Annotated in this window: 22 protein-coding genes and 2 pseudogenes; 12 read left to right on the plus strand and 12 right to left on the minus strand. The window is 70.8% G+C overall.

The annotated features are described in order from the left end of the window. Positions 1–2: 2 nt before the first annotated feature. The 3 genes from EIW28_RS12990 (at position 3) to EIW28_RS13000 (ending at position 2,719) form a co-directional block, all read left to right on the plus strand. Complete coding sequence (locus tag EIW28_RS12990) at positions 3–1,280, plus strand: enolase C-terminal domain-like protein (protein ID WP_408612214.1); 1,278 nt, start codon at positions 3–5, stop codon at positions 1,278–1,280. Then, positions 1,277–2,017: an SDR family NAD(P)-dependent oxidoreductase gene (locus EIW28_RS12995; RefSeq protein WP_125248115.1), complete on the plus strand. Its 741-nt coding sequence runs from the start codon at positions 1,277–1,279 to the stop codon at positions 2,015–2,017. The genes EIW28_RS12990 and EIW28_RS12995 overlap by 4 nt, the downstream gene beginning before the upstream one ends. Before the next feature lie 138 nt (positions 2,018–2,155). Continuing rightward, positions 2,156–2,719 (plus strand): EF-hand domain-containing protein, encoded by a 564-nt coding sequence (locus EIW28_RS13000; protein ID WP_125248116.1) that lies wholly within the window; start codon positions 2,156–2,158, stop codon positions 2,717–2,719. A gap of 428 nt (positions 2,720–3,147) precedes the next feature. On the opposite strand, the gene EIW28_RS13005 is transcribed toward EIW28_RS13000, so the two are convergent. After that, positions 3,148–3,420, minus strand: a complete 273-nt coding sequence (locus EIW28_RS13005; RefSeq protein ID WP_125248117.1) for a hypothetical protein — start codon at positions 3,418–3,420, stop codon at positions 3,148–3,150. Next, positions 3,413–3,745, minus strand: coding sequence for a hypothetical protein (locus EIW28_RS13010; protein ID WP_125248118.1), 333 nt, complete (start codon positions 3,743–3,745; stop codon positions 3,413–3,415). The genes EIW28_RS13005 and EIW28_RS13010 overlap by 8 nt, the downstream gene beginning before the upstream one ends. Before the next feature lie 341 nt (positions 3,746–4,086). Here EIW28_RS13010 and EIW28_RS13015 point away from each other — a divergent pair, with 341 nt between their 5' ends. The 3 genes from EIW28_RS13015 to EIW28_RS13025 all read left to right on the plus strand — a co-directional run bounded on the left by EIW28_RS13015 (position 4,087) and on the right by EIW28_RS13025 (position 6,729). Beyond that, positions 4,087–4,920 (plus strand): Scr1 family TA system antitoxin-like transcriptional regulator, encoded by an 834-nt coding sequence (locus EIW28_RS13015; RefSeq protein ID WP_125248119.1) that lies wholly within the window; start codon positions 4,087–4,089, stop codon positions 4,918–4,920. Then, complete coding sequence (locus EIW28_RS13020; protein WP_125248120.1) at positions 4,892–5,245, plus strand: DUF397 domain-containing protein; 354 nt, start codon at positions 4,892–4,894, stop codon at positions 5,243–5,245. The genes EIW28_RS13015 and EIW28_RS13020 overlap by 29 nt, the downstream gene beginning before the upstream one ends. A 761-nt stretch (positions 5,246–6,006) precedes the next feature. Further along, positions 6,007–6,729 carry a maleylpyruvate isomerase family mycothiol-dependent enzyme gene (locus EIW28_RS13025; RefSeq protein WP_125248121.1) on the plus strand — a complete coding sequence of 241 codons (723 nt, stop codon included), beginning with the start codon at positions 6,007–6,009 and terminating at the stop codon, positions 6,727–6,729. Here EIW28_RS13025 and EIW28_RS13030 read toward each other — a convergent pair. Continuing rightward, positions 6,723–7,310, minus strand: a complete 588-nt coding sequence (locus EIW28_RS13030; protein WP_125248122.1) for a TetR/AcrR family transcriptional regulator — start codon at positions 7,308–7,310, stop codon at positions 6,723–6,725. The genes EIW28_RS13025 and EIW28_RS13030 overlap by 7 nt on opposite strands. 116 nt (positions 7,311–7,426) lie before the next feature. Between EIW28_RS13030 and EIW28_RS13035 the strand changes: the two genes are divergently transcribed. Further along, complete coding sequence (locus tag EIW28_RS13035; protein ID WP_125248123.1) at positions 7,427–8,341, plus strand: oxidoreductase; 915 nt, start codon at positions 7,427–7,429, stop codon at positions 8,339–8,341. An 18-nt stretch (positions 8,342–8,359) separates the two neighbouring features. Here EIW28_RS13035 and EIW28_RS13040 read toward each other — a convergent pair whose 3' ends face one another. Continuing rightward, positions 8,360–9,337, minus strand: a complete 978-nt coding sequence (locus EIW28_RS13040) for an MBL fold metallo-hydrolase (RefSeq protein ID WP_197717232.1) — start codon at positions 9,335–9,337, stop codon at positions 8,360–8,362. A 361-nt stretch (positions 9,338–9,698) separates the two neighbouring features. On the opposite strand from EIW28_RS13040, the gene EIW28_RS13045 reads away from it, so the two are divergent. Next, on the plus strand, positions 9,699–10,718 hold the full coding sequence (locus tag EIW28_RS13045; RefSeq protein WP_125248124.1) for a phosphatase PAP2 family protein: 1,020 nt from the start codon (positions 9,699–9,701) through the stop codon (positions 10,716–10,718). On the opposite strand, the gene purM is transcribed toward EIW28_RS13045, so the two are convergent. From purM to EIW28_RS25400, 3 genes are all read right to left on the minus strand, one after another. Next, the gene (gene purM / locus EIW28_RS13050; RefSeq protein ID WP_197717233.1) at positions 10,684–11,763 is read right to left on the minus strand and encodes a phosphoribosylformylglycinamidine cyclo-ligase; all 1,080 of its coding nucleotides are present in this window, start codon (positions 11,761–11,763) and stop codon (positions 10,684–10,686) included. The two genes, EIW28_RS13045 and purM, sit on opposite strands and share 35 nt — an antisense overlap. Next, positions 11,760–13,310 (minus strand): amidophosphoribosyltransferase, encoded by a 1,551-nt coding sequence (gene purF, locus EIW28_RS13055; RefSeq protein ID WP_125248125.1) that lies wholly within the window; start codon positions 13,308–13,310, stop codon positions 11,760–11,762. The genes purM and purF overlap by 4 nt, the downstream gene beginning before the upstream one ends. Positions 13,311–13,600: 290 nt before the next feature. Then, the gene (locus tag EIW28_RS25400) at positions 13,601–15,562 is read right to left on the minus strand and encodes a carboxypeptidase regulatory-like domain-containing protein (RefSeq protein ID WP_125248126.1); all 1,962 of its coding nucleotides are present in this window, start codon (positions 15,560–15,562) and stop codon (positions 13,601–13,603) included. Positions 15,563–15,796: 234 nt separating this feature from the next. On the opposite strand from EIW28_RS25400, the pseudogene EIW28_RS13065 reads away from it, so the two are divergent. Continuing rightward, positions 15,797–16,117: pseudogene (locus EIW28_RS13065) on the plus strand (sterol carrier family protein); the annotation flags it as partial. Positions 16,118–16,503: 386 nt separating this feature from the next. On the opposite strand, the gene purL reads toward EIW28_RS13065, so the two are convergent. From purL to purB, 4 genes are all read right to left on the minus strand, one after another. Then, positions 16,504–18,777 (minus strand): phosphoribosylformylglycinamidine synthase subunit PurL, encoded by a 2,274-nt coding sequence (purL, locus tag EIW28_RS13070; protein WP_125248127.1) that lies wholly within the window; start codon positions 18,775–18,777, stop codon positions 16,504–16,506. Beyond that, on the minus strand, positions 18,774–19,457 hold the full coding sequence (gene purQ, locus EIW28_RS13075) for a phosphoribosylformylglycinamidine synthase subunit PurQ (protein WP_125248128.1): 684 nt from the start codon (positions 19,455–19,457) through the stop codon (positions 18,774–18,776). Before purQ ends, purL begins: the two co-directional genes overlap by 4 nt. After that, entirely contained in the window at positions 19,454–19,714 is a 261-nt protein-coding gene (gene purS, locus EIW28_RS13080; protein WP_125248129.1) for a phosphoribosylformylglycinamidine synthase subunit PurS, read from the minus strand. The genes purQ and purS overlap by 4 nt, the downstream gene beginning before the upstream one ends. 107 nt (positions 19,715–19,821) lie before the next feature. Then, on the minus strand, positions 19,822–21,267 hold the full coding sequence (purB, locus tag EIW28_RS13085; protein WP_408612215.1) for an adenylosuccinate lyase: 1,446 nt from the start codon (positions 21,265–21,267) through the stop codon (positions 19,822–19,824). 394 nt (positions 21,268–21,661) lie between these two features. On the opposite strand from purB, the gene purD reads away from it, so the two are divergent. Both purD and EIW28_RS25660 read left to right on the plus strand, forming a co-directional pair. Further along, positions 21,662–22,882, plus strand: a complete 1,221-nt coding sequence (gene purD, locus EIW28_RS13090) for a phosphoribosylamine--glycine ligase (protein WP_125248131.1) — start codon at positions 21,662–21,664, stop codon at positions 22,880–22,882. A gap of 230 nt (positions 22,883–23,112) precedes the next feature. Beyond that, a pseudogene (locus tag EIW28_RS25660) lies at positions 23,113–23,394 on the plus strand (restriction endonuclease); the annotation flags it as partial. Positions 23,395–24,402: 1,008 nt separating this feature from the next. On the opposite strand, the gene EIW28_RS13100 reads toward EIW28_RS25660, so the two are convergent. Continuing rightward, complete coding sequence (locus EIW28_RS13100; protein ID WP_125248132.1) at positions 24,403–25,617, minus strand: arginine deiminase; 1,215 nt, start codon at positions 25,615–25,617, stop codon at positions 24,403–24,405. Between the two features lie 91 nt (positions 25,618–25,708). Between EIW28_RS13100 and EIW28_RS13105 the strand changes: the two genes are divergently transcribed. Next, a complete protein-coding gene (locus EIW28_RS13105) occupies positions 25,709–26,170 on the plus strand; it encodes a hypothetical protein (RefSeq protein ID WP_125248133.1) in 462 nt (153 codons plus the stop codon). Positions 26,171–26,174 lie beyond the last annotated feature (4 nt).

The raw sequence follows: 26,174 nt of genomic DNA on the forward strand, positions 1-26,174 counted from the left end.
CCGTGGACGTGGTCGACGTCCGCTTCCCCACCTCGCGCAGCCTCGACGGCTCGGACGCGATGAACCCCGACCCCGACTACTCCGCCGCCTACGTGGTCCTCCACGCCGACGACGGCCGCGAGGGCCACGGGTTCACCTTCACCATCGGACGCGGCAACGACCTGTGCTGCGCCGCGATCGAGACGCTCAGCGAATGGGTCGTCGGCTTCGACGTCCACACCCCCGCCGACCTCGGCGACCTCTACCTGCGCCTCACCCGCGACTCCCAGATCCGCTGGCTCGGCCCCGAGAAGGGCGTCATGCACCTCGCGGCCGCGGCCCTGGTCAACGCCGCCTGGGACCTCGCCTCCCGCCGCGCCGGCCTGCCGCTGTGGAAGTACCTCTCCTCGCTCACCCCCGAGGAGGTCGTCTCCTGCGTCGACTGGCGCTACCTCTCCGACGCCCTCACTCCCGAAGCGGCCCTGGAGATCCTGCGCGCCGCCGAACCCGGCAAGGCCGAGCGCGTCGCCGAGGTCGAGCGGCACGGCTACCCCGCCTACACCACCTCCCCGGGCTGGCTCGGGTACTCGGACGAGAAGGTCGTGCGCCTCGCCCGCAAAGCGGTCGCCCAGGGCTACCGGCAGATCAAGCTGAAGGTCGGCGCCGACCTCGAGGACGACCGGCGCCGCTTCGCCGCCGCCCGCGCCGCCGTCGGCCCGCACATCCGCATCGCCGTCGACGCGAACCAGCGCTGGGACGTCGACCAGGCCGTGGAGTGGGTCAAGGCCCTCGCCGAGTTCGACCCGTGGTGGGTCGAGGAGCCCACCAGCCCCGACGACGTCCTCGGCCACGCCGCGATCCGCGAGCGCCTCGCGCCCGTCAAGATCGCCACCGGCGAGCACGTGCACAACCGCGTCATGTTCAAGCAGCTCCTCCAGGCCGGCGCGATCGACTTCCTGCAACTCGACGCCGCCCGCGTGGCCGGCGTCAACGAGAACCTCGCCGTCCTCCTCCTCGCCGCCAAGTTCGGGACCCCGGTATGCCCGCACGCCGGCGGCGTGGGCCTGTGCGAACTCGTCTGCCACCTCTCGATGTTCGACTACACCTCGGTGAGCGCCTCCATGGAGGACCGCGTCATCGAGTACGTCGACCACCTGCACGAGCACTTCGCGGCGCCCGCGGTCATCGCGGACGGCCGCTACCTGGCCCCGACCGCCCCCGGGTTCTCCGCCGAGATGAAGCGGGAGAGCCTCCATCGCTTCGCCTACCCGAACGGTCCTGAATGGAGAGCAGACGCATGAGCGGATTCGAAGGCCTCACCGTGGCGGTCTCCGGCGGCGCCTCCGGCATCGGCGCGGCCGCCGCGGCCGCGTTCGCCGAGCGCGGCGCGAACGTGGCGGTCCTCGACGTCAACCCCAGCCCCGACCACTGGTCCCGCACCTGCGACGTGGCCGACGACTACCAAGTGCGCCAAGCGGTCGCGGCCGTCGTCGAGCGCTTCGGCGGGGTCGACGTGCTCGTCAACAACGCCGGGATCGGCGCGGTCGGCACCGTCGAGGAGAACTCCGACAAGCAGTGGTTCCGGGTCCTGGACGTGAACCTCATGGGCATGGTGCGCCTCTCCCGCGCCTGCCTGCCGCACCTGCGCGAGTCGCCGTCCCCGGCGATCGTCAACACCTCCTCGATCGCCGCCACGGCCGGGCTCGTCAAGCGCGCGCTGTACTCGGCGTCGAAGGGGGCCGTGCACTCCCTGACCCTCGCGATGGCCGCCGACCATGTGGCCGAAGGCATCCGGGTCAACTGCGTCAGCCCCGGCACCGCCGACACCCCGTGGGTGCAGCGCCTCCTCGACCAGGCCGAGGACCCGGCCGCCGAGCGCGCCCGCCTCGAGGCGCGCCAGCCCACGGGCCGGCTCGTCTCGCCCGAGGAGGTCGCCGCCGCCATCGTGTTCCTCGCCGACCCGGCCAACCGGGCCGTCACCGGCGTCTGCCTCCCGGTCGACGGCGGCGTGGCCGGCCTGCGGATCGTCAAGGGCTAGCGGCGGGAACGTGACCCGCCGTCCCTGAGGGGGACGGCCGCGCCGCTCGCGGGGCGCGGCCCGGCGCGTGATACCCGCTGCGGGCGCTCGGGACTGCGATGCTGCTTCGGACCGATCCCCGAGCACCCATGGAGTGACATGACCGAGGACATGCTGACCGCGAAGATCGCCCACGGCTTCGACCACCTCGACGCCGACGGCGACGGCCTGCTCAGTGAGGACGACCACGTCCTGCTCGGCAAGCGGGCCGCCGCCGAACTCGGGCACGCGCCCGGCTCCCCCGAGGAGTCCTGGATCATCAACGCCTACTTGGCCATCTGGAACGGCCTGCACCGCCCGCACCTGCCCGAGGGCATCGACGCGATCGACAAGGCGACGTTCGTGGCCTCGACCCGCACCCTCGCGGAGGACCCGGAGGCGGCTGAGGCCACTGTCGGCCAACTGGCCCGCACCTTTCACGCCATCGCCGACGCCGACGCCTCCGGAGACGTCAGCCGCGAGGAGTTCAAGTCCTTCTCCCGCTCCCACTTCCCGGGCCTGAGCGACGAGGACATCGCCACCGCGTTCAAGCACCTCGACCTCGACGGCGACGGCACCCTCACTGAGGAGGAGTTCGTCGCCGCGATCGTCGAGTACTGGTCGAGCACCGACCCGGACGCGCCCGGCAATTGGTGGATGGGCGAACCGGTGTACGCGCGCTGAGACAGGCGGTGTCGCAGCGAGTGAACGCGCGCGGATGGCGGCGTCGCAACGCGTGAACACGCTGAGGCAGGCGGCATCGCAGCGCGTGATCGCGCGCTGAGACAGCGGCGCCGTAGCGCGTGAACGCGCTGAGGCAGGCGGCGCCGTAGCGCGTGAACGCGCTGAGGCAGGCGGCGCCGCCGCGCGTGAACTCGTGCTGAGACAGGTGGTGTCGCGCGAGTGAACGCGCGCGGATGGCGGCGTTTCGGCGCAACGCTGCGCATGCGGTGGCGCATCATGGATTCGCGGGCCGGGCCGCGGCGAGGTGGCGCTGAGCCCGGCCTGCGCCCTACCCGGGCGGCGAACCGCGACCGGCGCAGTCCCCCATGGGGGGAAGCGCCCGGTCGGGGGCCCACCAACCCCCGACCGGGCCATAGGGAGGATGAAAGTCAGGTGTTGCGGGGGTTCGCCACGAGCGCCTTGGCCCGCTCCAGGATCCAGGGGCACCACTCGTCGTTCCGCCACGCGCCGAACCACTCCGGCACCGCCTCGGGCTCGTCGAAGTAGCGGCAGATGACGCGCGGGCCCGCGCCGTCGTTGCAGTCGATCCGGTACTCCGCCGGACCCAGGGGGTGCCCGCCCGAGCGAATCCCCAAGCGGTACAAGGAGAACACCGCCGGGCCCCGGGTGAAGTCGCCCAGCCAGTCGTCGCCGTCACCCATCGCAGTGCCGTTCACGCCGGGGCGCGGGCCGCGCCGGCACCGACTGGTCGCCGTTGTGGAAGACATGGAACGCCCACGCCCGCAACCACTCCCGCGCCCGCTCCGGAGCCGACCGCCACTCCTCGCCCCAGGTGGCGTGAAGGCAGCCGGAGGTCAGGCCCGAGACGATCAGCACGATGTCGGCCGCATTGTCGGTCATGTAGACCTGGAACGAATCCGGCGACACCGGCCCGGAGGCCCGGACGGTGTAGCTCCTGCGCCCGTCACTGAACCGCCCGCGCTCCAACGCGGCCAGGTCCGCGACGCTCAGTCTCGCCTTGCCCATCGGTCTTCCTCCATTTCGGACTCGGTCAGGGAACTGTCGGATATCCGATGGAATCGCATCGGAGTGCCGGTCGAACCCACCTTCGGCCACGGCACTCCGATGCCCCCATCAAGCGGCTCGGGCTTCAAGGCCGTTGCGCTTGATTCGAAGGTATGGCCGTTGAGCTGGGAAAACAAGACGGCGCGTGCTAGCAGTTGCTTAGCCCCAACCACCGACCCACAAATTTTGGGGGCCAAAGTTTTGGAGTAAAACCTTTGTGGCCCTTATTTACTGGTATTTCGCTCAAGTTCAGGACATGCCATCATGGAGTCCCACTAAGCGCGGTTATCGGAGGTTCGGGGATGATCCGATTGAAGCTCATGAAATGGCTAGTCGCGATCCTGATGCGAGATGCGAGGGATGCAGCCGGCGTCACCCAGAAGGGCGCGGCCCTAGCCCTGGGTGTCACCCCGAACACGATCTACAACTGGGAGCGGGGCACCCACCACCCGCCCTACGGGGCGATCGCCAAGGTCGCCGAGGTCTACGGCCTGGACGCCGAGCTGAAGTTCTACCTGGAACTCATCCTGGAGGGCAACGACCACCGTGTCCTGGAAGCCCACCCCCGACTCCACGCGATCGCCCTCGCCAAGGCCGAGCAGAATGCCGGAATCATCTTCAAGTACGAGCCCTTCCTCATCCCAGGTCCGCTCCAGACTCGGGCCTACCACTTCCTAGTTCTCAAGGTCGCCGAGAAGCTGACCGACCTCGTGGCCGAGCAAGGCTGGACCTTCAAGGAGGGCCGTCGAACCCTACTTCGAGCCCGCGAGCCGGGGCCGCAAATCCAGTACCTGATCGGCGACAGCGCGATTTACCACCTTCAATCACTGCCCGAGGCAGTGCGCCGGGAACTGGTCAGCGACATGCTCGGACAAGACTCGCTCGCCAATATCGAAATTCGAGTCATCAACCAGTTTCATCCAGCTCGAAGCACGCCGATCGACGTCTATCAAGGCGGCGGCGCGGAGGTCAATCTCCCGGTCTTCGTTTACTCGGAGGGATTCCCCAACCGGAGCTGGTGCATCGAGGAGGAGCACCTGGTCTCCCTGTACCATGAGGCCGGTCAGGCCATGTGGCAAATCGGGATACCGTTGAAGGAGTTCCTCAATGAATACTGCCGTGACCTCCTGGCGTAAGAGCACTCGCAGCGGTGGCACCAACCAGTCGAACTGCGTCGAACTTCGCCGCGCCTGGCGGAAGAGCTCCCGCAGCGGCTCCACGAACACCTCCTCCTGCGTTGAGGTGGCCCATTGCTCCGAAGACGGCTTCCACCTGCGGGATTCCAAGCTCGGCGAGGACTCGCCCGTCTTCGACCTCGCGCTCAAGGACTTCCGTGCCCTCCTCGGCGCTGCCGGGTTAGATACCCAGAAATCAAGAAAGGGCCGAGCGAACTCGCTCGGCCCTTGGTGTTCATGGGTAGGAGCGAAAGTTCCACATAAGACTTGGCACCGCCAAGGGTAGAGGTTGACAAAAGCACTGAGGGCCGTTCATCCCTTCATCTGTTCATCCATGGGCCGCCGCGGTCGGTGACCGTCTCGGGGCCCGACCATTCACTGCTCACCCTGTTTGACCTGTTCGGCCTGCTCGACGCGTTGTCGAGAATCCGGTTAGCTGTTAGCTCCAATCGGCTCGGACTGGCCTTGTCTTGTGGTCTTGGTTCTGCGGTCTTGGTTTGTGGTGGTCTCGATTTGTTGCGGGCGGCCGTCCTCGTCAGGGCGGCCGCCCGCACGCTCCGCGGAGCGGTGGTACCGGCGGGGACCCGAGCGCGGGCGGCTTCCCGCGCTCGGGCCTCGGTATGGCGACGTTCGCGAATCCCCCTCTGTCGCCGCCATCCCGCCGATACCGGATGGCGTTTTTGCTATCCACTACAACAGAATGGGCCAGTGAGTGTCGAATGTGAACTTCATACTTGTGGATAACTTCGCAGAATGCCTGGTCAAGGGCCTGCCTTCGAGTTGGGCGACAGGGTGGGGATACTGCGGCCCGAGCACCTTGGGCGCGATCGCGCATGGGTGCGAGCCGCCAGGGCCGTCCGATGCGCTCGTCCAGTGCCTCGGGTGCACTCCCGCTCGGTGCGAGGTGCCGTGACCGCCTCCGCCACGACAGGCGAGATCCCCGGCTCGATCACCTGGGTGCCCGCACCCGTCGAATGACGGGCGGGGCCCGGTCCTGTCCGGCGCTCCCGTTCCTGGGCGGTGACAGCTCGCCGATAGGCTTGGGACATGGACGGTGCTTCATATCTGCGGTGTTTTCGACGCGAGATGGACGCGTTCCGCGAGTGCGTCGCCTCGGGCGACCTGGGGGCGTCGATCGCGTACCGGGAGGAGTTCGCGGAGCCGATCGACCTCGCCGGGCTGGCGCGCGCGGTGGGGCACTCGAACCTGTTCACCGCCGCGTGCGTCGCCGAGTGGACCGGGGGCGACACGCCCCCGGACGGCGCGCCGCCGCTGGCGCCCCAGGACCGCGGCGAACTGCTCCGCTGGCTCGAAGGGACCGCGGAGCTGCTGGTGATGTCCCTCGACGTCGATCCCGAGACTCCGGCCTGGGGGCACTTCACGCCGCCGAACGCCGGGTACTGGCAGCGGTCGATCGCGGTCGAGACGATGCTGCACCGATGGGACGCGCAGCAGGCCGTCGGCGACCCGGCCCCGCTGGACCCGGACCTGGCCGGCGCGGGCGTCTCCGAGGTCCTCGATGTGCTGGCCCCCAAGATGGTCGGGGTCGGCAAGGCCTGGCCGCCGGACGCCTGCGTGAAGTTCAACGCCTCCGACAGCGGCGAGTGGTGGATCTACGGGCCGGGCGACCCGGTGGCCGACGTCCACGGCACCGCCGGAAACCTGCTGCTCATGCTCTGGGGCCGCCTGACGAAGGACGACCCCTCGCTGACCTGGGAGGGCGACCGGATCACGGCGCTCTCGGTCCTCAAGGGGCCCTTGACCTACTGAGCCGCTGATGGGGCCGGGCGGGCCGCGCCCGCGCGGAAGCCGTCGATCATGAGGTCGAACCAGCGCTCGCGGACCGCAGGCGGCTGGTCCACCGGCACGGTGACGAAGAACAGCTGGCAGTCCTCGAGGCTGAGGTCGGGCCGGACCGTGCCCTCGGCCTTGGCCGCGTCGATGAGGCGCTGCATCGCGGCCTCGCCGCGGCGGCGGTCCTCGTCCTCGTGGTAGTCCGCGCCGAGCGAGCGGGCGGCGGCCTTCATGGCGAGGTTGCTCGCGGCCTCCTCCATCACGATCCGCGCGAAGGCCGTGAACTCGACGATGGCGCTCGCGCCGGCCTCGACGCGGTCCCCGGCGGCCTCGGCCGCCTCCCGCAGCGCGCCGAAGCACTGCTCCAGGACGGCCACGACCAGGTCCTGCTTGGTGGGGAAGTGCCGGTAGAGGGTGCCGACGGCCACGCCGGCGTCCTCGGCGATGGACTCCATCGGCACCTCGGGTCCGCGGGCCATGATCTGGCGGTTCGCGGCCTCCATGATCTTCGCGCGGTTCCGCGCGGCGTCGGCGCGCATCGGCCGTGCCTCGGGCATCCGGTCTCCTCTCCCCGCGAAGCATCATAGGCGGTCCTGCGGATTTGCCATAACCTGAATCATGGTTCATGATAAAAATGAAGCCAGGTTCATTTTACCGACCGCAAGGAGCCGACATGGGCCGCACATGGAGCACCGCCGACATCCCCGACCAGACCGGGCGGGTCTTCCTCGTCACCGGGGCGAACTCGGGCCTCGGCCTGGAGACCAGCAAGGCCGTGGCGAGGCGCGGCGCGAAGGTCGTCATGGCCGTGCGCAACGCCGCCGCGGGCAAGGCCGCCGCCGCGGCCATCGCCGACGAGGTGCCCGGCGCCGACCTCGACGTGCGCACGCTCGACCTCGCCGACCTCGACTCGGTGCGCGCCTTCGCCGACGCCTTCGAGGGCCGCCTCGACGTGCTCGTCAACAACGCCGGCATCATGGCCCCGCCGCGCTCGCTCAGCCCGCAGGGCCACGAATCCCAGTTCGCCACCAACCACCTCGGGCACTTCGCGCTCACCGGCCTCCTCCTCGACCGGCTCGGCGGCGACGACCCGCGCGTGGTCACCGTCTCCTCGCTCGCACACGGGCACGGCCGCATCCACTTCGACGACCTCAGCGGCGAACGCGGCTACACGCCCGTGCGCTACTACGGCCAGTCCAAGTTCGCGAACGCCCTCTTCGGACTCGAACTCGAACGCCGCTTCCGCGCCGCCGGGAGCGGCGCCAAGAGCCTCATCGCGCACCCGGGGCTCTCCGCCACCGGGCTGCTGCGCAGCACCAGCACCCTGATCCGCGTCGTCGGCCGGATGGTCGTGCCGCTCACCACCCAGTCCGCCGCCGCCGGCGCGCTCCCCCAGCTCTACGCCGCCACCGAACCGAAAGCCGAAGGGGGCCAGTACATCGGCCCCGACGGCAGGGGCGAGCGCAAGGGCGCCCCGGCCGTCGTCAAGTTCGTGCCGCAGGCGTACGACACCGACACGGCCCGCCGACTGTGGGACGTCTCCGAGCAGCTCACCGGCGTGAAGTACCCGCTTCCCGCTGCGGCGTAGGGAAACCGGGAGCGCGGCTCAGGAGCCGTCGCCGAGGGCGTCGCCGGGACCGGACGCGGCGCCGCCCTCGCCGGCAGCGCCGCCCGCCGGACCGCCGAGCGAGCCGCCCACGGAGCCGCCGATGGAGCCGTCCACCGGGCCGCCGACCGTGCCCTCGGCCGAACCGTCGACCGGGCCGTCGTCAAGGGCGAAGCGCAGGTAGCGTTCGGCGGAGCGGCGCAGCGCCGCGCTGCCGTCCGCCACCACCACCCGGCCCCAGAACGCGCCGTACACCCGGTCGAACGCGAACCGCTCCATCAGCGCGATCGCGCGCCGGATCGTGCGCGGCCGCTCCGGGATGTAGTTCGGGAACGAGTACATGAACGTGAGCCAGCGGGTGTCGGCCACCACGCCGAAGATGTCGCCGCTGAACAGCGCCCCGCGCCCGTCCGGGTCGCCGCTCCAGTGCAGCACCGAACCGCCCTCGAAATGCGTGCCCGCGTTCACGAGCGTGAGGTCCGGCGCGATGGCCCGGGTCTCACCCGACCAGAACTCGACCACCGGATCGGGCCGGCCCACCCACTCGCGGTCGGCCTCGTGCACGTAGACGGGCGCGCCGAAGACCCGGCCCCACTCCGTCATCGCGCCGTAGAAGTGCGGATGGCTCACCGCGACCGCGCTCACACCGCCGAGCGACTCGACCTCGCGGACCAGGTCGTCGTCCAGGTAGCCGAAGCAGTCCCACAGCACGTTCCCGTGCGGGGAGCGGATCAGCAAGGCGCGCTGGCCGACCGCGAACGACGGGGCCGCGCCGACGCCGATCACGCCCGGGCCCTCCTCCTCGATCCGCCCGCGGTGACCGGCGACACGGAGGTCGTGCAGGGTCGTCCACTGCTGACCGTCCGCCGGGAGGTACTGCCGCTCGTCCAGGCAGATCGGGCAGTCCTCGCGGGCCGCGCCGTACTGGACCCCGCAGGTGCGGCACACCGGCAGGCGGGCGCCTTCGATCCTCGACATGCGAATCCCCTTCAGCTCCAACGGGTCCGCGGCGGACCCGCCGGGGACCGAGCGTAGGCCCCCGCGCCCGCCCGGTCATCGTCCCGCGGCCCCGGGCCCGCCGGGACCTTCGTCCTACGACCCGTGTGGGGAACGTGACCGGTATCGCTGAGTGTCGATGCAGCTCATCGATGTTGCGTCGCAAACCACACCATATATACCGACCTGATAACAAATTCGGTCCAGTTCGGGTGTGGCGTGCTCAAAATTCACTTTGACCGGCGAACATCCGTATATGTCTTCTGAATCGAACCGGTCTACGACCCCGCGCCGGAGCGCGAACATAACGGACCGAGGTGTAACAGTCAGCGACAAGTCCGTAGTGAAGCAGCTGGTGACGCCGCTGCGCCGTTACATTCCGGTCGGCTGGTTCGATTGGGAGCCGTTCGGCGAGCGGCCCAAGAGCTGGTGGCCGGACATCATCATGTTCGCGGTGTTCCTCGTCATCACCGTCCTCCTCATGTTCCCCTCCCCGCTGGTGACCCTCGACCACGAGGTGCGGATGTGGACCGTGGAGCACAAGATCCAGTGGCTGTGGGACTTCGGGCGCACGATCGCGATGGTCGGCGAGGGCGAGGCCGGCGCCTCGGTCGGCCTGGCGTTCTCGGTGTGGTGCGCGCTGCGCTCGCGGAGCATCCGGCCGATGCTCATGTTCGTGCTCTCGTTCATGACGCTGGCGATCATCCTGGGCATGAAGCACTGGCTGGGCCGGCCGCTCTCGCAGCACCCGCTGCGGCTCGCGGAGGTCTCCCCCGACGGGCCGATGCTGTTCACGTACTACCTCGAAGGCGGCGGCGGGGTCGCGCCCGCGACCGCGTACCCCTCGGGGCACGCGGTGAACTCGATCCTGCTGTTCGGCCTCATCGTGATGCTCGTGGGCGGGCTGCTGCCGAAGTGGCTGCGGCTGACGCTGCTCATCGCGCCGCCGAGCATGGTGTTCCTCGGCCAGCTCTACAGCGGCCAGCACTGGCTCACCGACTCGATCGCCGGGTTCCTCCTGGGCATCCTGATCATCCGCTCCGCCAAGCGCGTCGACTGGCACAACGTGCCGATCGGGCCGCTCATGGTGTTCGAGCCGGCCACTCGCAAGACCATCCTCATCGCGACGATCCTGCTCATCGGCGTGGCGATCACCCCGAACCTGCCGCTGGAGCAGGCGCTCGTGCTCGCGGCCGTGCTGCCGGTGATCGGCCTGGTCTGGCTGGGGCTCAGCATCCGCGCGAAGAAGCGCCAGGACGCGGCCCTGGAAGCGGCCCTGGCCGCGGAGGCGGCCGAGAGCGGGGGGCCGCAGGCGGCCCCCGGGATCCCTAGCCAGCCGTCAGATAGTCGCCCGCGAGCTTGACGCCGGCGCCGCCCTCGGTGACCTCGCCGATCGTCCACGCCTCGACGTGGCGGGCGGTGAGCACCGCGAGCGAGCGGTCGACCTGGTCGGGCGCGACGATCGCGACCATGCCCACGCCCATGTTGAACGTGCGCTCCATCTCCTCGATGCCGATGCCGCCGGTGCGCTGCACCATGTCGAACACCGGGTTCGGGGTCCAGGTGCCGCGGTCCACCTCGATCTGGAGGCCCTCGGGGAGGGACCGGACCAGGTTGCCCGCGAGCCCGCCGCCGGTGATGTGCGCGAAGGCGTGCACGTCGCACTCCTTCGCGAGCTCGAGGCAGTCCTTCGCGTAGATGTGGGTGGGGGTCAGCAGCTCCTCGCCGAGGGTGCGCTGGTTCCCGAACTCGGGCACCACGGTGCCCAGGTCGAGCTTGCCCACGCCGAACAGGGCCTCGCGCACCAGCGAGAAGCCGTTCGAGTGGAGGCCGGAGGCGCGCATGGCGATCGCGATGTCGCCGGCCTTGACGCGCTCGGGGCCGAGCAGCTGGTCGGCCTCGACGACGCCCACGCCCGTCGCCGAGATGTCGTAGTCGTCGGGCTTCATGACGCCCGGGTGCTCGGCGATCTCGCCGCCGATGAGGGAGCAGCCGGCGTAGCGGCAGCCGTCGGCGATGCCCGCCCCGATGTCGGCGATCTTCTCCGGCACGACCTGGCCGGTGGCGATGTAGTCCAGGAGGAACAGCGGCTCGGCGCCGCACACCACGAGGTCGTCGACGACCATGGCGACGAGGTCGATGCCGACCGTGTCGTGGATGTCGAGCTTCTGCGCGATCACGAGCTTGGTGCCGACGCCGTCGGTGGAGGAGGCCAGCAGCGGCTTCCTGTACTTCTCGGTGTCGAGCGCGAACAGGCCGGCGAACCCGCCGATACCGCCCACGACCTCGGGCCGGATCGTCTTCTTGATCGAGGGCTTGAGCGCCTCGACGGCCCGGTCCCCGGCGTCGATGTCGACGCCCGCGGACTGGTAGGAGATCGTCTTCTGAGTGGTGGTGCCGCTGCTCACGCTGTGGTCCCTTCCCGCACTTGCGTGCTCGCTTCGGTGGATCGCTTCGACTGGGTCGCTGAGGACCGTGCAGTGGGTGAATGAGACGCGGCAGACTGGGGCTGCGGTTCCATCAGGTGCTTGCCGATGAGGTCGGCGGCGGGCAGCTCGATCGGGTAGTTCCCGTCGAAGCAGGCCATGCAGAGGCGGGACGCGGGCTGCTCGGTGGCGCGGACCAGGCCGTCCATCGAGACGTAGCCGAGGGAGTCGGCGCCGATCTGGGCGCGGATGCCGTCGACGTCGAGCGAGCCGGCGATGAGCTCGGCGCGGGTGGCGAAGTCGATGCCGTAGAAGCACGGCCACTCCACCGGCGGCGCCGAGATGCGGATGTGGACCTCGACGGCGCCCGCTTCGCGGAGCATCCGCACGAGGGCGCGCTGGGTGTTGCCGCGGACGATCGTGTCGTCGACGACGACGAGGCGCTTGCCCTTGATCTGGTCCACGAGCGGGTTGAGCTTGAGGCGGATGCCGAGCTGGCGCAGGGACTGCGAGGGCTGGATGAAGGTGCGGCCCACGTACTGGTTCTTCGTGAAGCCCTGCCCGTACGGGATGCCCGACTGCTCGGCGAAGCCGATCGCGGCCGGGATGCCCGACTCGGGGACGCCGATGACGAGGTCGGCCTCGACCGGGTGCTCCTTGGCGAGGGTGCGGCCGATCTCGACGCGGGTGGCGTAGACGTTCCGCCCGGCGAGCTTGGTGTCGGGGCGGGCGAGGTAGACGTACTCGAACAGGCAGCCCTTGGGCTCGGGGTTCGCGAAGCGGACCGAGCGCAGGCCGTGCTCGTCGATCGTGATGAGCTCGCCGGGCTCGACCTCGCGCACGAAGTGGGCGCCGATGGTGTCGAGGGCCGCGGTCTCGGAGGCGACGGCCCAGCCGGAGGCGAGGCGGCCGAGGACGAGCGGGTGCACGCCCTGCGGGTCGCGGGCGGCGTAGAGCGTGTTCTCGTCCATGAAGACGAGGCAGAACGCGCCGCGCAGCTGCGGGAGGACCCGCTCGGCGGCCGCGGCGACGGACTCGTCGGGGCGGGCCGCGAGGAGCGCGGTGATGAGGTGCGTGTCGGAGGTGGTGCCGCCCATGTCGAGGCCGAGGCGGTCGACCTCCTTCAGGAGGTCGGCGGTGTTCACGAGGTTCCCGTTGTGCGCCAAGGCGATCGCGGTGCCCGTGGAGGTGGAGCGGATCGTGGGCTGGGAGTTCTCCCAGGTGGGGGCGCCGGTGGTGGAGTACCGGGCGTGGCCGATGGCCAGGTGGCCCTGGAGGGGCGCGAGGGTGGACTCGTCGAAGACCTGGGCGACGAGGCCGAGGTCCTTGTAGACGACCGTGCGAGCGCCGTCGGAGACGGCGATGCCCGCTGCCTCCTGGCCGCGGTGCTGCAACGCGTAGAGCCCGAAGTAGGTGAGTTTCGAGACCTCTTCCCCGGGGGCCCAGATGCCGACGACGCCGCAGGCGTCGCGAGGACCGGGATTGTCGGGATCGAGTTCCGTGGTGAGTCGACCGTCACCTCGGGCCACTGCAACTCCTCAGTTGGCTGAGCAAAGGTATGCCTCGCAAGGTCCGCCGTGGCCCGGTGAGAGCACCACGCGTTCATCTGCGCGACCTCTGTCAGTCTATCGGACCTGCGGGAAGTCGCCACCGTCCAACGAGCGCGGGTGTGTGCCGTGCCCCTCCCCGACACGGTGAAACTCAGCGCATTTCCGCCCAGCGAGGCCGGTATCACCGGGCGGCGCACTGGAAGGCGGCGCCGGGCGGTCGCCCCGCCCATCGGTCACCATGAGCGCCGGACGTCACCCCGCCCGCAAGGTCACCAGGAGCGCGGGCGGTCGTCCCACTCGCCCCAGCCGCGGCGCTCGGTGCGGCGCGAGTCGGGGTCGTCGGGGTCGGCGTCCGGCTGGGCGCCGTACGGCGCCTGCGGCTGGGACGGGTCGCCGTACTGCGGCATCGGGCGGGTGCCGCCCGGCTGCTCGGTCGGCGGCGCGTACGGGTCGCGGCGCATCGGCTGGCTCTGGTAGCCCGCGGGCTCCTGGGGCGCGCTCGGCGAACCGTGGGCGCCGTAGCCCTGGCCGGGCTGGCTCGGGCCGCCGAACCCGGGCGAGCCGGGGCCGTACTGCGGCTGGCTCTGCTGGCCCTGCGGCGCGCTCGGGCCGCCGTAGCGCGGCTCGGACGGCGGCGGCACCAGGCCCGGGTTCTGCGGCTCGAACATGCCGCCGGGGGGCGGCGGGGTCGGGGCCGGGTGCGGGCGGGTCGCGCCGAGGTCCCCGTACGGGCTCGGCGACGGCCGGCCGGCGTCGGAGAACGAGCCGGTCGGCGTCGGGCCCGGGTGGGGGCGGGTCGCGGCCGGGTCGGCGCCGAACGCGCCGGTCGGCGACGGGTGCGGGCGGGTGGCGTCGGCGCCGAAGGAGCCGTGCGGGGCCGCGGGCGGCTGGTTCGACAGGTTCGCCTGCGGCATGATCTGGGTCGCGTCGGAGGAGCCGGGGCCGCCGGGGGTCTTCACGACCGGGAGGATCGTGGTCCCGTCGGGGCCGACCGGCCCGGCCGGAGGCGGGGCGCCGAAGCCGGACTGCGGCATGACCTGCGTGGAGTCGTTGCCGCCGTAAGCGGGTCCGAACTGGGTCGCCGCGGCGGGGTCGACGAGGCCGCCGGGGTGGATCATCGTGGGCGCGTCGGAGCCGGGCGCGGGCCCGGCCTGGTAGACGCCGGGCGTGCCGACCTGGGCGGCGGTGGGCGTGTGCTCGGGCGGGCCGTCGGGGGCGAAGGACTCGCCGTCGTCCTCTTCCTTGTCCTTGCCGCCGCGCAGCAGGAAGACGATGCCGACGATGCCGCCGACGACGAGCAGGGCGCCGATGATGATGAGGGTCAGCAGCGTGCCGGAGATGCCGGCCTCTTCGGGCTCGTCGGTCTCCGAGGGCTCCTCGCTCGCGGGGGGCGCGCTGGAGGCCGCGGCGGAGGTGGTCTCCTCGACCTCGGCCTGCGCGAGGGAGACGTTGAGGTTGAACTCGCCGGACTCGACCGTGAGCTCCTCCGTCTTCTCCTCGAAGCCCTCCTTGGTGATCGTCATGGTCATGTCGCCGGGGGCGATCGGGTTGCCGTCGCCGGTGATCGTGAAGGCGCCGTCGCCGCCGGTCTCGGTCTCGTGCTCCTCGCCCTCGCCGTCGGAGAGGACGACCTTCGCGCCCTCGACGGGCTCGCCGTTCGAGGTGACGGTGCCGGTGATCTGGGTGACGGCGTTCTGGGCGTGGCCGATGACGGTGACGTTGGTGGAGGTGTCGCCGCCGTTGTACTTGACCTTGAACTCGCCCATCTCCTGCTCGCCCTCGGGGAGGTCGGAGTCGGGGTAGGGGTTCACGAGGAAGGTGATGGTGCGCTGCTGGCCGCCGGGGACGTCCTCGCACTTGACCGAGGCGTCGCCGGTGATGGTGCAGCCGCCGCCGTCCTGGACGGTGAGGTAGGCGTAGTCGTCGAGGCCGTTGAGCTCGGCCGAGACGTCGGCGTCCTTGCCCATCGGGTCCTGGTGCCAGGCGGTGAGGGTGACGGAGACGGAGGCCGGGGAGCCGCCGATGTCGATCATCGGGTTCTGGCTGTTGATCTGCGCCGAGAACTCGCCCTGCTGGGCCGCCGCGGCCTGCGGGAACGCGAGGACGCCGAGCAGCAGGACGCCGGCCGTCGCGGCGAGTCCGGCCAGGCGCGAACCCAGGCCGACCCCTCGCCTGCGCCGGGACGGCGGGACGTTACTCTGGGTCCCGCTCGGTTCGGCCGCTCCGGTCATCTACATCCCCTCCTGGGCATGTGCTTCCTACGCCGGCCCGCGGCGGTCCGCAGCGGGCAGGCACGACGAACCCACGGAAGCGGGCCGTCGTCGCCACTATGCCTGGTCTCATTTCGGTTACGGGACCGGGGTGCGGACGGTGCCGCGGGCGATCAGTCGGCGGCGATCATCGCCGTTCGGCAACGTGCCGTAACGGGCAGTCTAACGTGACCGGGAGGTCTCTCCGTGGACGCTGTGGCCGACGCCATCGCGGCGATCGACAACGACGAGGTGCCGGACAAGGACACCTTGAAGGCGGCGGTGCGGGAGCTGCTGCGCGCCCTGGCCGCCAAAGCCCCTGGTCACTCGGTGGAGGTGCGGGTGCCGCCGTACGGGGCGGTCCAGTGCGTCGAGGGCCCGCGCCACCGGCGGGGCACGCCGCCCAACGTCATCGAATGTCAACCGCTCGTGTTCGTCGAACTCGCGGCCGGCCGCACCGCCTTCGCCGACGCCGTGGCCACGGGCCGCGTCTCCGCCTCCGGCCAGCGCGCCGACCTCACCGCGGTCCTTCCCCTGACCGGCCCCCACGGCGAGCCCCTCGGCGACGAAGCCGGCGCAGAAGAAGCAGCAGAAGAAGAAGAGGTATAGCGGCTTCAGCTCCGCTTCAGGAACCCCCGGCTAGCGTTGCAACCGGGGGCCCTTTCCCAGCCGGGACCTGCGCCTTTCGCGTGCGCCGCTTCAGCTCCCCTTCAGGTACATCCCGCTACCGTGGAAACCGGGGGCCCTTCCCCGGCCGATACCCGGGCCTTTCGCGTGCGCCGCTTCAGCTCCCCTTCAGGTACGCCCCGCTACCGTGGAAACCGGGGGCCCTTTCCCAGGCGATGCCTGGCCCGTTCGCATGCGCCGCAACACGACCGCCCCGGCGCGCAGCGCCGGGGCGGTCGTGGTCGTGCGGTGTGTCGTTACTCGCCGAGGCGGGCGCCGATGCGGCCCTTGAAGGCGGCGTCGATCTCGTCCCGGGTGATGTCGAAGTGGTCGCGGAGGTGGAGGCCGTCGGTGTTCGCGTCGGCCACGCCCAGCGGCGTGATCGGCAGGCCGCGGGACTCGCAGGCGGTGCGCACCGCGAGTTCCTGGCCGCGCGGGATCACCACGAGCACCCGCCCGGACGACTCCGAGAACAGGTACGTGAACGGGTCGGCGCCCTCCGGCAGGAGGATCTGCGCGCCCATGCCCGAGAAGCTGATCGCCTCGACCAGCGCCTGGGCGAGCCCGCCCTGCGAGAGGTCGTGCGCGGCGGCCAGCTGCTCGGTCTCGGCGAGGCGCGAGAGCAGGTCGGCGAGCTTCATCTCGTGGTCGAGGTCGACCTTCGGCGGCACGCCGCCGAGGTGGCCGTGCTTGACCGAGGCCCACTCCGAGCCCGAGAGCTCCTCGTGCGTGGTGCCGAGGAGGGCGATCGTGTCGCCGGTGCGGCCCAGGCCGAGCGGGATGCGGCGGGCCACGTCGTCGATGACGCCGAGCACGCCGATGACGGGCGTCGGGTGGATCGCTTCGCGGCCGGTCTGGTTGTAGAACGAGACGTTGCCGCCGGTGACGGGGATGCCGAGCTTCTGGCAGCCGTCCGCGATCCCGGTGACGGCCCGTTCGAACTGCCACATCACGTGCGGGTCCTCGGGGGACCCGAAGTTCAGGCAGTCGGAGACGGCGATCGGGGTGGCGCCGGTGACGGCGACGTTCCGGTACGCCTCGGCGAGGGCGAGCTGCGCCCCGAGGTACGGGTCGAGCCGCGCGAAGCGGCCGTTGCCGTCGAGGGAGATCGCGATGCCGACGCCGGTGCGCTCGTCGAGCCGGACGACGCCCGCGTCGTGCGGGGTGCCGAGGACGGTGTTGCCGAACACCGAGGAGTCGTACTGCTCGGTGATCCACGACTTGTCGCACAGGTTCGGGCTGGCGGCCATGTCGAGGACGGTCTGGCGGATCTCCTCGGCGGTGGTCGGGCGCGGGAGGGTCTCGGCGCGGTCGACCGCGATGAGGCCCAGGTCGTTCGGTTCGGCGATGGGCCGGTTGTAGACCGGGCCCTCGTCGGCGAGCGACTTCGGCGGGACGTCGACCACGGTCTGGCCGTGGAAGTCCACGACGAGGCGGCCGGAGTCGGTGACGGTGCCGATCGCGGTGGCGAGCAGGCCCCAGCGGTGGGCGCGGGCGAGGACTTCCTCGGCCTTCGCCGGGTCGACGATGAGGAGCATGCGCTCCTGCGACTCGGAGGCGAGGATGTCGTGCGGCTCCATGCCCTTGGCGCGCAGGGGGACCAGTTCGAGGTCGACGTGCATGCCGCCGTCGCCGGCGGCCGCGGTCTCGCTCAGGGCGCAGGTGAGGCCCGCGCCGCCGAGGTCCTGGACGCCGACGACGAGGCCGGCGTCGAACAGTTCGAGGCACACCTCGATGAGGAGCTTCTCGGTGAACGGGTCGCCGACCTGGACGGACGGGCGGGCGTCGTCCTCGCCGGACTCCGAGAAGGTCGCGGAGGCGAGGACGGACACGCCGCCGATGCCGTCGCGGCCGGTCTTGGCGCCGAGGAGGATCACGATGTTGCCGGTGCCGGAGGCCTGCATCGACTGGAGGCGCGAGCGGGGCAGGACGCCGACGCTGAGCGCGTTGACGAGCGGGTTGCCCTGGTAGCACGGGTCGAAGTAGGTCTCGCCGCCGATGTTCGGCAGGCCCACGCAGTTGCCGTAGTGGCCGATGCCGTCGACGACGCCCGGGAGGACCCGGGCGGTGTCGGGGTGGTCGATGGCGCCGAAGCGGAGCGAGTCCATGACGGCGATCGGGCGGGCGCCCATCGCGATGATGTCGCGGATGATGCCGCCGACGCCGGTGGCCGCGCCCTGCTTGGGCTCGACGTACGACGGGTGGTTGTGCGACTCGACCTTGAACGTGACGGCGATGTTGTCGTCGATGGCGACGACGCCGGCGTTCTCGCCGATCCCGGCCAGCAGGCGCGGGGTGCGCGGGTTCTTCTCGTTGAACTGGCGCAGGTGCACCCTGCTCGACTTGTACGAGCAGTGCTCGGACCACATGATCGAGTACATGGCGAGCTCGGACTGGGTGGGGCGGCGGCCGAGGATCTCGCGGATCCGCTGGTACTCGTCCTCTTTCAGGCCAAGCTCGGCCCAGGGCTGCTTCTCGTCGGGGGTCGCCTCGGCGACGCCGACGGTGTCCACGGCGACGTATTGGCTCATCGTCTCGCTCCCTCGCTGAGGTGGGCCAGGACCGAGGCGACGATCCCGAGGCCGTCGGTGGACGGCCCGGTGAGCGCCTCGACGGCGTGCTCGGGGTGGGGCATGAGGCCGACGACGTTGCCGGCCTCGTTCGCGACCCCGGCGATGTCGCGCATCGAGCCGTTCGGGTTGTCGAGGTACCGGAAGACGACCCGGCCGCTCGCTTCGAGCTGGTCGAGGGTCGCCTCGTCGGCGACGTACCGGCCCTCGCCGTGCTTGGCGGGGAAGACGACCTCGGCCTCGGGCGCGAACGCGGAGGTCCACGCGGTGCGGGCGGTCTCCACGCGCAGGCGCGCGGGGCGGTTGCGGTAGCGCAGGTGCGCGTTGCGCACGAGGGCGCCGGGCAGCAGGTGCGACTCGCACAGGACCTGGAAGCCGTTGCAGACGCCGAGGACGGGCATCCCCTGGGCGGCGGCGGCCTTCACGGTGTCCATCACCTGGCTGAAGCGGGCGATGGCGCCGCAGCGCAGCGCGTCGCCGTAGGAGAACCCGCCGGGCAGCCAGACGCCGTCCACGCTGTGGATCTGGGTGTCGTCGTGCCACAGCGCCACCGGCTCGGCGCCGCCCAGGTACACCGCGCGGGCGGCGTCCCGGTCGTCGAGCGAGCCGGGGAACGTGACGATCCCGATGCGCGCGCTCATGCCGCCTCGACCGGGTCGCGCTCCACGGACACGGTGAAGCTCTCGATGACGGGGTTGGCCAGGAGCTGGTCGGCGATGACGCGCGACTGCTCCTCGACGTTCTGGGCGTTCTCGTCGAATTCGATCTCGACGCGCTTGCCGATCCTCACCGACGCCACGTCGGTGACGCCGAGGCGGGGCAGCGCCCCGAGGACGGCCTCGCCCTGGGGGTCGAGGATTTCGGACTTCAGCATCACGTCGACCACTACACGGGCCACGGTCGCACTCCTGTCGGTCACATGGACGGGACAACAGGACCAGCATATTCACCGGCGGTGACCTGGGCCAGCGCCGCGTAACGGGGTCGGTGCCAGGTCACAGCCGATCAGAGGATGCCGGCGGGCCGGTAGGCGGCCGCCTCGGGGTGCGCTTTCGCCGCTTCGGCCACCCTTTCGGCGACACGGTCGACCTGATCGCCTGCGGCGCCGGTGAATTCACCCGTATTCGCGACGAGCGCGTCGAGGCCGGCGCGGTCGAGGGGCAGGCGGGGGTCGGCGGCGAGGCGGTCGAAGAGGTCGTTGCCGCGCTGGCCCTCCTCGCGCATGGCGCGGGCGACGGCGACGGCGTGCTCCTTGATGGCCTCGTGGGCGTCTTCGCGGCCGGCGCCCTGCTTGACGGCCTCCATGAGGACCTTTGTGGACGTCAGGAAGGGGAGGTAGCGGTCGAGTTCGGCGCCGATGACGGCCGGGTAGGCCCCGAAGTTGTCGAGAATCGTGAGGAATGTCTCATAGAGGCCGTCGACGGCGTAGAAGAGGTCGGGGAGGGCGACGCGGCGGACCACCGAGCAGGAGACGTCGCCTTCGTTCCACTGGTCGCCGGCGAGCTCGCCGAGCATGGAGGCGTAGCCGCGGGCGACGACGGCGAGGCCGTTCACGCGCTCGGAGGAGCGGGTGTTCATCTTGTGCGGCATGGCGGAGGAGCCGACCTGGCCGGGCATGAAGCCCTCGGTGGCGAGCTCGGCGCCGGCCATGAGGCGGATGGTGAGCGCGGCCGAGGAGGGCGCGGCGACGGCTTGGACGAGGGCGGTGCCGACCTCGTAGTCGAGGGAGCGCGGGTAGACCTGGCCGACGGAGTCCATGACGCGCTCGAAGCCGAGGTGGCCGGCGATGCGGCGCTCGAGTTCGGCGAGCTTGGCGGTGTCGCCGTCGAAGAGGTCGAGCATGTCCTGGGCGGTGCCGACCGGGCCCTTGATGCCGCGGAGGGGGTAGCGGCGCAGGAGGTCCTCGATGCGGTCGTGGGCGGCGAGGAGCTCCTCGGCCCAGGTCGCGAAACGCTTGCCGAGGGTGGTGGCCTGGGCGGGGACGTTGTGGCTGCGGCCGGCCATGACGAGGTCGCGGTACTGCTCGGCGCGGGCGGCGAGGCGCACGAGGGCGGCGACGATGCGGTCGCGGACGAGTTCGAGGGACTGGCGGACCTGCATCTGCTCGACGTTCTCGGTGAGGTCGCGGCTGGTCATGCCCTTGTGGATGTGCTGGTGGCCGGCGAGGTCGGAGAACTCCTCGATGCGGGCCTTGACGTCGTGCTTGGTGACGCGCTCGCGCTCGGCGATCGAGGCGAGGTCGACCTGGTCGAGGACGCGCTCGTAGGCGGCGACGACGCCGTCGGGGACGGTGACGCCCAGGTCGTGCTGCGCTTGGAGCACGGCGAGCCAGAGCCGCCGCTCGGCCTTGATCTTGCCGACGGGGTCCCAGATGTTGCGCATAGGGGCGGAGGCATAACGCTCGGCGAGCACATTCGCAGTCACGGGGCAATGATGACACCGTCTGTACAGGCCTGTACAGACGGTGTTCCTGGTCAGGGCCTCGCCCACATCCCGGCCGCGCCGATTTCGCGCACGCGTGCATGCTGCGGCCGGAGCGCGGCGCCCGCAGGGCGCTCGCGCCTGGGCGCCGCGCGCTTGGCGCTGGCATTCGGCGCGAGCGCCGCGGGCGCGCTCCGCCCGGAGGGCGGGTGGATGGGGTAGGAGGTGTTCCATCCCGAACCCCCACCCACCCCGGGGAAGTATGAGGTGCGATCCTCCCGCGCGGGTCCGACAGGAACATGCCCTCGCGAGGCCCGTGTCCCCCGAAGAGGGGATCGCCCGCGAGGGGGACTCGGGGTTCCAGTAAGCGGAACCACTCGGCGTGGCGGTTAACCAGCACGTATCCGCCCCGTAAACTGGCCCTGTGCGAGTACTCCTGATCGGCTCCGGCGGCCGCGAGCACGCCCTCGCGGCGGCCCTGGCCGCGGACGAATCCGTCACCAAGCTCATCTGCGCTCCGGGGAACCCCGGCATGGCCGCGCTCGGCGAGTGCGTGCCGGTGAACCAGACCGACCCCGCCGCGGTGGCCTCCCTGGCCGTGACCTCCGCCGCCGACCTCGTGATCGTGGGCCCGGAGGCCCCGCTCGTGGCCGGCGTCGCGGACGCGGTCCGGGCGAAGGGCATCCCCGTGTACGGTCCCGGCGGCGAGGCCGCCCGGATCGAGGGGTCGAAGGCGTTCGCGAAGGAGGTCATGGCCGCCGCGGGCGTGCCGACCGCCGCCGCGCGCGTCTGCCGCACCCGCGAGGAGGCCGAGGCCGCGCTCGACGAGTTCGGCGCGCCCTACGTCGTCAAGGACGACGGCCTCGCCGCCGGCAAGGGCGTCGTCGTCACCGAGGACCGCGAGCAGGCGCTCGCGCACGCGCTCGACTGCGAGCGCGTGGTCATCGAGGAGTACCTCGACGGGCCCGAGGTCTCCCTGTTCGTGATCGCCGACGGCACCAGCGCGAAGCCGATGCTGCCCGCGCAGGACTTCAAGCGCATCGGCGAGGGCGGGACCGGCCCGAACACCGGCGGGATGGGCGCGTACACGCCGCTGCCGTGGGCCCCGGACGACCTGGTCGCCGAGGTCATGGAGCGCGTCGCGAAGCCGACCCTGGCCGAGCTGGCCGGGCGCGGCATCCCGTTCGTCGGGACCCTGTACTGCGGTCTCGCGCTGACCTCGAAGGGCCTCAAGGTCGTCGAGTTCAACGCGCGCTTCGGCGACCCGGAGATCCAGGCGGTGCTGGCGCTGCTGGAGACGCCGCTCGGGCAGCTGCTGTACGCGGCCGCGACCGGCAAGCTCGCCGACTTCGGCTCGCTGTGGTGGCGCGAGGGCGCGGCCGTGTGCGTCGTGGTCGCGAACGAGGGCTACCCGGGCACGCCGGTCACCGGCCGCCCGCTGTACGGCGCCGACGCCGAGGGCGTCCTCCACGCCGGCACGGCCCTCGACGCCTCCGGCCAGCTGATCGCCACCGGCGGCCGGGTCCTCGGCTGCGTGGGCACCGGCAAGTCCGTCGCCCAGGCCCGCCAGGAGGCGTACGCGATCACCGAGGGCATCAAGCTCGAAGGCGGCTACTTCCGCCGCGACATCGCCGCGAACATCTAGACACTGCCGCGAAGGCCGCGACCCCGCTCGGGGTCGCGGCCTTCTGCCGCATCGCCCTCGATGTGAAGAACAGCCCGAGTCGGATAGCCGACAACACCGATTCCCAAGCCGTACGGGTGATTTCGCGTCCACAACAGGCAGTTAGTCTTTAGCTTCCATCCGGAGTCGACCGCTCACACGCTGTCGGATGGGTTCCGCCCTCCCCTCGCACCAGGAAGCTCCTCGTGCCCATGTTCAACAGAGATGACTGGCCCGTTGCGGAGCAGTTCGCAGCGGACCACATGCGCCACCTCGGATTCAAAGACGCGAAAACCACCAGCGCCGGTGCCGACGGCGGCATCGACGTCGAAGCCGCTGCCGCCGTAGCCCAGGTGAAACACTGGAACAAGACCGTGACGCGGCCGGACATCCAACGCCTGAACGGCGCTGCTCCGGCGAACACCGCGCGGCTGTTCTACGCGGCTTCGGGTTTCACGAGAGACGCTCGGCTGTTCGCAGACGAGCAGAAGATCGCCCTCTTCACCTATGACCTCGAGACCCAGGAAGTGGAGCCGGTCTCGATGTCGGCAATTCGCTTGGATGCCGCCCTCACATCGCCGATCCAAAAGTCGATTGCCGCAGCCCCCGCCTCCGCCCCTGGCTTCTACTCGACGCCGCCTCGGGTGCAGCCTCCGGCTCCGCATCCTCGGGCGGTGCAGTCAGCCCCGAACGCACGGCCACTGAGGTGGTACTACTACGTTGCCGGGTTCACTGTCAGCGCCTTCGCATGGATCGCATTCCTTCACGCCTACTCGAAGACCGCCGATCCCCGCTGGCGCACGGCTGCGATCGCCTTCGGCGTCTGGTGCCCGATCCTCTATGCCCTGATCGCGATCTTCTCACCTGCGGACCAACCGGAGACCACGTCGGCCGATAGGTCCCTCAGCCCCGGACAGGCTGTCGTGGCCGCCGTCGCGCTCGCCGCCACGGCGCTCGCCATCCTCCTGCTCACAGCGGCCCGCAACGAGGTCCTCGATCCCTGCCTCCGCCGACCGCTCAGCGCTTCGCATGATCGGCTGACGCCGACTCCCACCGCAGACCTCGACCCGGCGCAGCCGACGTCTTCCCTGGATCATTCGGTGCGGATACCGCCTCCTGCCGGGCCCTCCGCCCGCCGTGCATGGCAGAAGCCGAGTACAGGAGTGCTCATCAGTTCGATCATCTGGGCACTGAGCCCGTTCTACACGCTCGGCCTCGGAACACCGATCACGTTCCTGATCGCTGCTGTGCGGCGTCCGAGCTGGGAGAACTTCACTTCCATGGCCGCATACCTCGGTGTCATCGTCTACTGGTTCGCCAGCACGAACGATGCCTCCACGACAGTGCACATGCTGGTGTGCTGGCTCGGTGCGAACGCCCACACGTTCCTCGTCCGCCGCCGAGTCTGGTACCTGCGTCCTGCAGTACCGACCCCAGTCGGATCGCAGCCGGGGCGACCGGCTGCGGAACCCGCAGTGTTATCCGAAGCCCTCGCAGCGCCGCTAGACGGTGAGGCGTTCTCGGCTTGTGGGGCAGGACATGCAGCGGGGGCCGCCGCGGCCGGAGCCGAGTTCGGAGCCGGGGATCGTGAGGACCTTGATGCCGGCGCGTTCGAGGCGGCCGTTGGTGACCGTGTTGCGCTCGTAGGCGACCGCCACGCCGGGGGCGAGGGCGAGGGTGTTGTTGCCGTCGTCCCACTGCTCGCGCTCGGCGGTGACGACGTCGCGCTCGCCGGTGTGGATGATCTCGATCTCGGGGACGCCGATGGCGTCGGCGGCGGCGTCGAGGAAGCGGCGCGGGCCCTCGATCGCGATGCGGTCGCCGTCCGGGGTGATCGTGTACGACTCCAGGCGCTGGGCGGCCGGCGCGTAGATGACCATGCGGTCGCGGTCGACCATCGTGCACACCGTGTCCAGGTGCATCGTGGCGCGGCGCTGCGCGATCGGGACGGCGAGGACCGTGTGGATCGTGCCGCGCTCGAACACCTTGCGCGCCAAGCGCTCCACCCCGGCGGGCGTGGTGCGCTCGCCGACGCCGACCGCGAGGACGCCGGGGGCGAGCGCGAGGACGTCGCCGCCCTCGAGGTGCTCCAGGGACGGGTCGTAGAGCTTCGGCACGTCGGCGAAGCGCGGGTGGTGGTGGTAGATGATGCCCGTCAGGGTCGTCTCGCGGCGGCGGGCCGGCATCGCGAGGCTGGTGACGGCGACGGCGTCGCCGATCCACACCGAGGAGTCGCGGGTGAACATGGTGTTCGGCAGCGGGTCGACCACGAACTCCGTGGCGCGCATCATGCGGTGCCGCAGGCTGCTCGACGGCCCGAACTCCTCCTTCGTGAGGCCCTCGACGAGGACGGCGGCGAGCCGCTCGGGGTCCAGACCGGAGAGGTAGGCGGCGAGTTCGCGGCCGAGGGTCTGGCCCAGGCGCGGGTCGGCGGCGACGCCGACCGTGACCGCCTCGCGGGCCTCGTCGAGTTCGAGGCATTCGCGAAGCAGCACACTGAGGTACAGGACCTCGACGCCGTGTTCGAGGAGGACCCCGGCGAAGCGGTCGTGCTCCTCCTGGGCGCGCTCGACCCACGGGACGCCGTCGAAGAGGAGGGCGCCGTTGTTGCGCGGCGTCAGGCGGCGCAGCTCCCCGGCGGGGCGGTGGAGCATGACGCTGCGAAGGCGGCCCACCTCCGAATCGACTCCGTACGCGGGCGCGGCATCAGCACTCATGGCCTGAGCGTAGACGCGCCGGGGACAGAGATCAACTTTTCTCTGTTAACGTGGACAGACTGAGCGTAACCACTACCCCCGGGACGCCCAATTGACGCAACTCGAACTGGTCATCCCGCTCCGGGCCTCCGCGCCCGGGCCCGATGGCAGGAGGCTCGACCCGGCACTGGCCACCTGGCGTGCCGCGGTCTCAGCGAGCGCCGACGCCTGCATGCTGCTGGCCGCCGACACCAGGGTCGTCGCGGTCTCGCGCGCCGCCCGGCACCTGCTGGGCCTGCGCGCCGACGTCGAGCACCACATGCCCCGCTTCCTCGACACCGGCCTGCGGTTCCTGGACTTCACGGCCGGCGCGCACCCGCTCGTCGACGCCGAGCTGGCGCGGCTCGCGCCCGTGCAGGCGCTCCAGACCGACGCGCTCGAACGCAGCCTCATGCGCATCGAGCACCGCGGCGTGCACCGCACCTTCGACGTGACGGCCTCGCCGCTGCACTCGCCGCCGCGCCTCGACGCGATCGGGTCGCTGGCGTTCCTCACCCCGATCGGGCCGTCCTGATGCG

It is taken from the genome of Glycomyces terrestris, from assembly GCF_003933745.1.
Taxonomy (GTDB): Bacteria; Actinomycetota; Actinomycetes; order Mycobacteriales; family Micromonosporaceae; genus Glycomyces; species Glycomyces terrestris.

Excerpts from the sequence above, each read along its gene's own strand:
- EIW28_RS12995 (WP_125248115.1), top strand. The coding sequence starts at position 1,277 with ATGAGCGGATTCGAAGGCCTCACCGTGGCGGTCTCCGGCGGCGCCTCC.
- EIW28_RS13000 (WP_125248116.1), top strand. The coding sequence starts at position 2,156 with ATGACCGAGGACATGCTGACCGCGAAGATCGCCCACGGCTTCGACCAC.
- EIW28_RS13005 (WP_125248117.1), bottom strand. The coding sequence starts at position 3,420 with ATGGGTGACGGCGACGACTGGCTGGGCGACTTCACCCGGGGCCCGGCG.
- EIW28_RS13010 (WP_125248118.1), bottom strand. The coding sequence starts at position 3,745 with ATGGGCAAGGCGAGACTGAGCGTCGCGGACCTGGCCGCGTTGGAGCGC.
- EIW28_RS13015 (WP_125248119.1), top strand. The coding sequence starts at position 4,087 with ATGATCCGATTGAAGCTCATGAAATGGCTAGTCGCGATCCTGATGCGA.
- EIW28_RS13020 (WP_125248120.1), top strand. The coding sequence starts at position 4,892 with ATGAATACTGCCGTGACCTCCTGGCGTAAGAGCACTCGCAGCGGTGGC.
- EIW28_RS13025 (WP_125248121.1), top strand. The coding sequence starts at position 6,007 with ATGGACGGTGCTTCATATCTGCGGTGTTTTCGACGCGAGATGGACGCG.
- EIW28_RS13030 (WP_125248122.1), bottom strand. The coding sequence starts at position 7,310 with ATGCCCGAGGCACGGCCGATGCGCGCCGACGCCGCGCGGAACCGCGCG.
- EIW28_RS13035 (WP_125248123.1), top strand. The coding sequence starts at position 7,427 with ATGGGCCGCACATGGAGCACCGCCGACATCCCCGACCAGACCGGGCGG.
- EIW28_RS13040 (WP_197717232.1), bottom strand. The coding sequence starts at position 9,337 with ATGTCGAGGATCGAAGGCGCCCGCCTGCCGGTGTGCCGCACCTGCGGG.
- EIW28_RS25400 (WP_125248126.1), bottom strand. The coding sequence starts at position 15,562 with ATGACCGGAGCGGCCGAACCGAGCGGGACCCAGAGTAACGTCCCGCCG.
- purL (WP_125248127.1), bottom strand. The coding sequence starts at position 18,777 with ATGAGCCAATACGTCGCCGTGGACACCGTCGGCGTCGCCGAGGCGACC.
- purQ (WP_125248128.1), bottom strand. The coding sequence starts at position 19,457 with ATGAGCGCGCGCATCGGGATCGTCACGTTCCCCGGCTCGCTCGACGAC.
- EIW28_RS13100 (WP_125248132.1), bottom strand. The coding sequence starts at position 25,617 with ATGAGTGCTGATGCCGCGCCCGCGTACGGAGTCGATTCGGAGGTGGGC.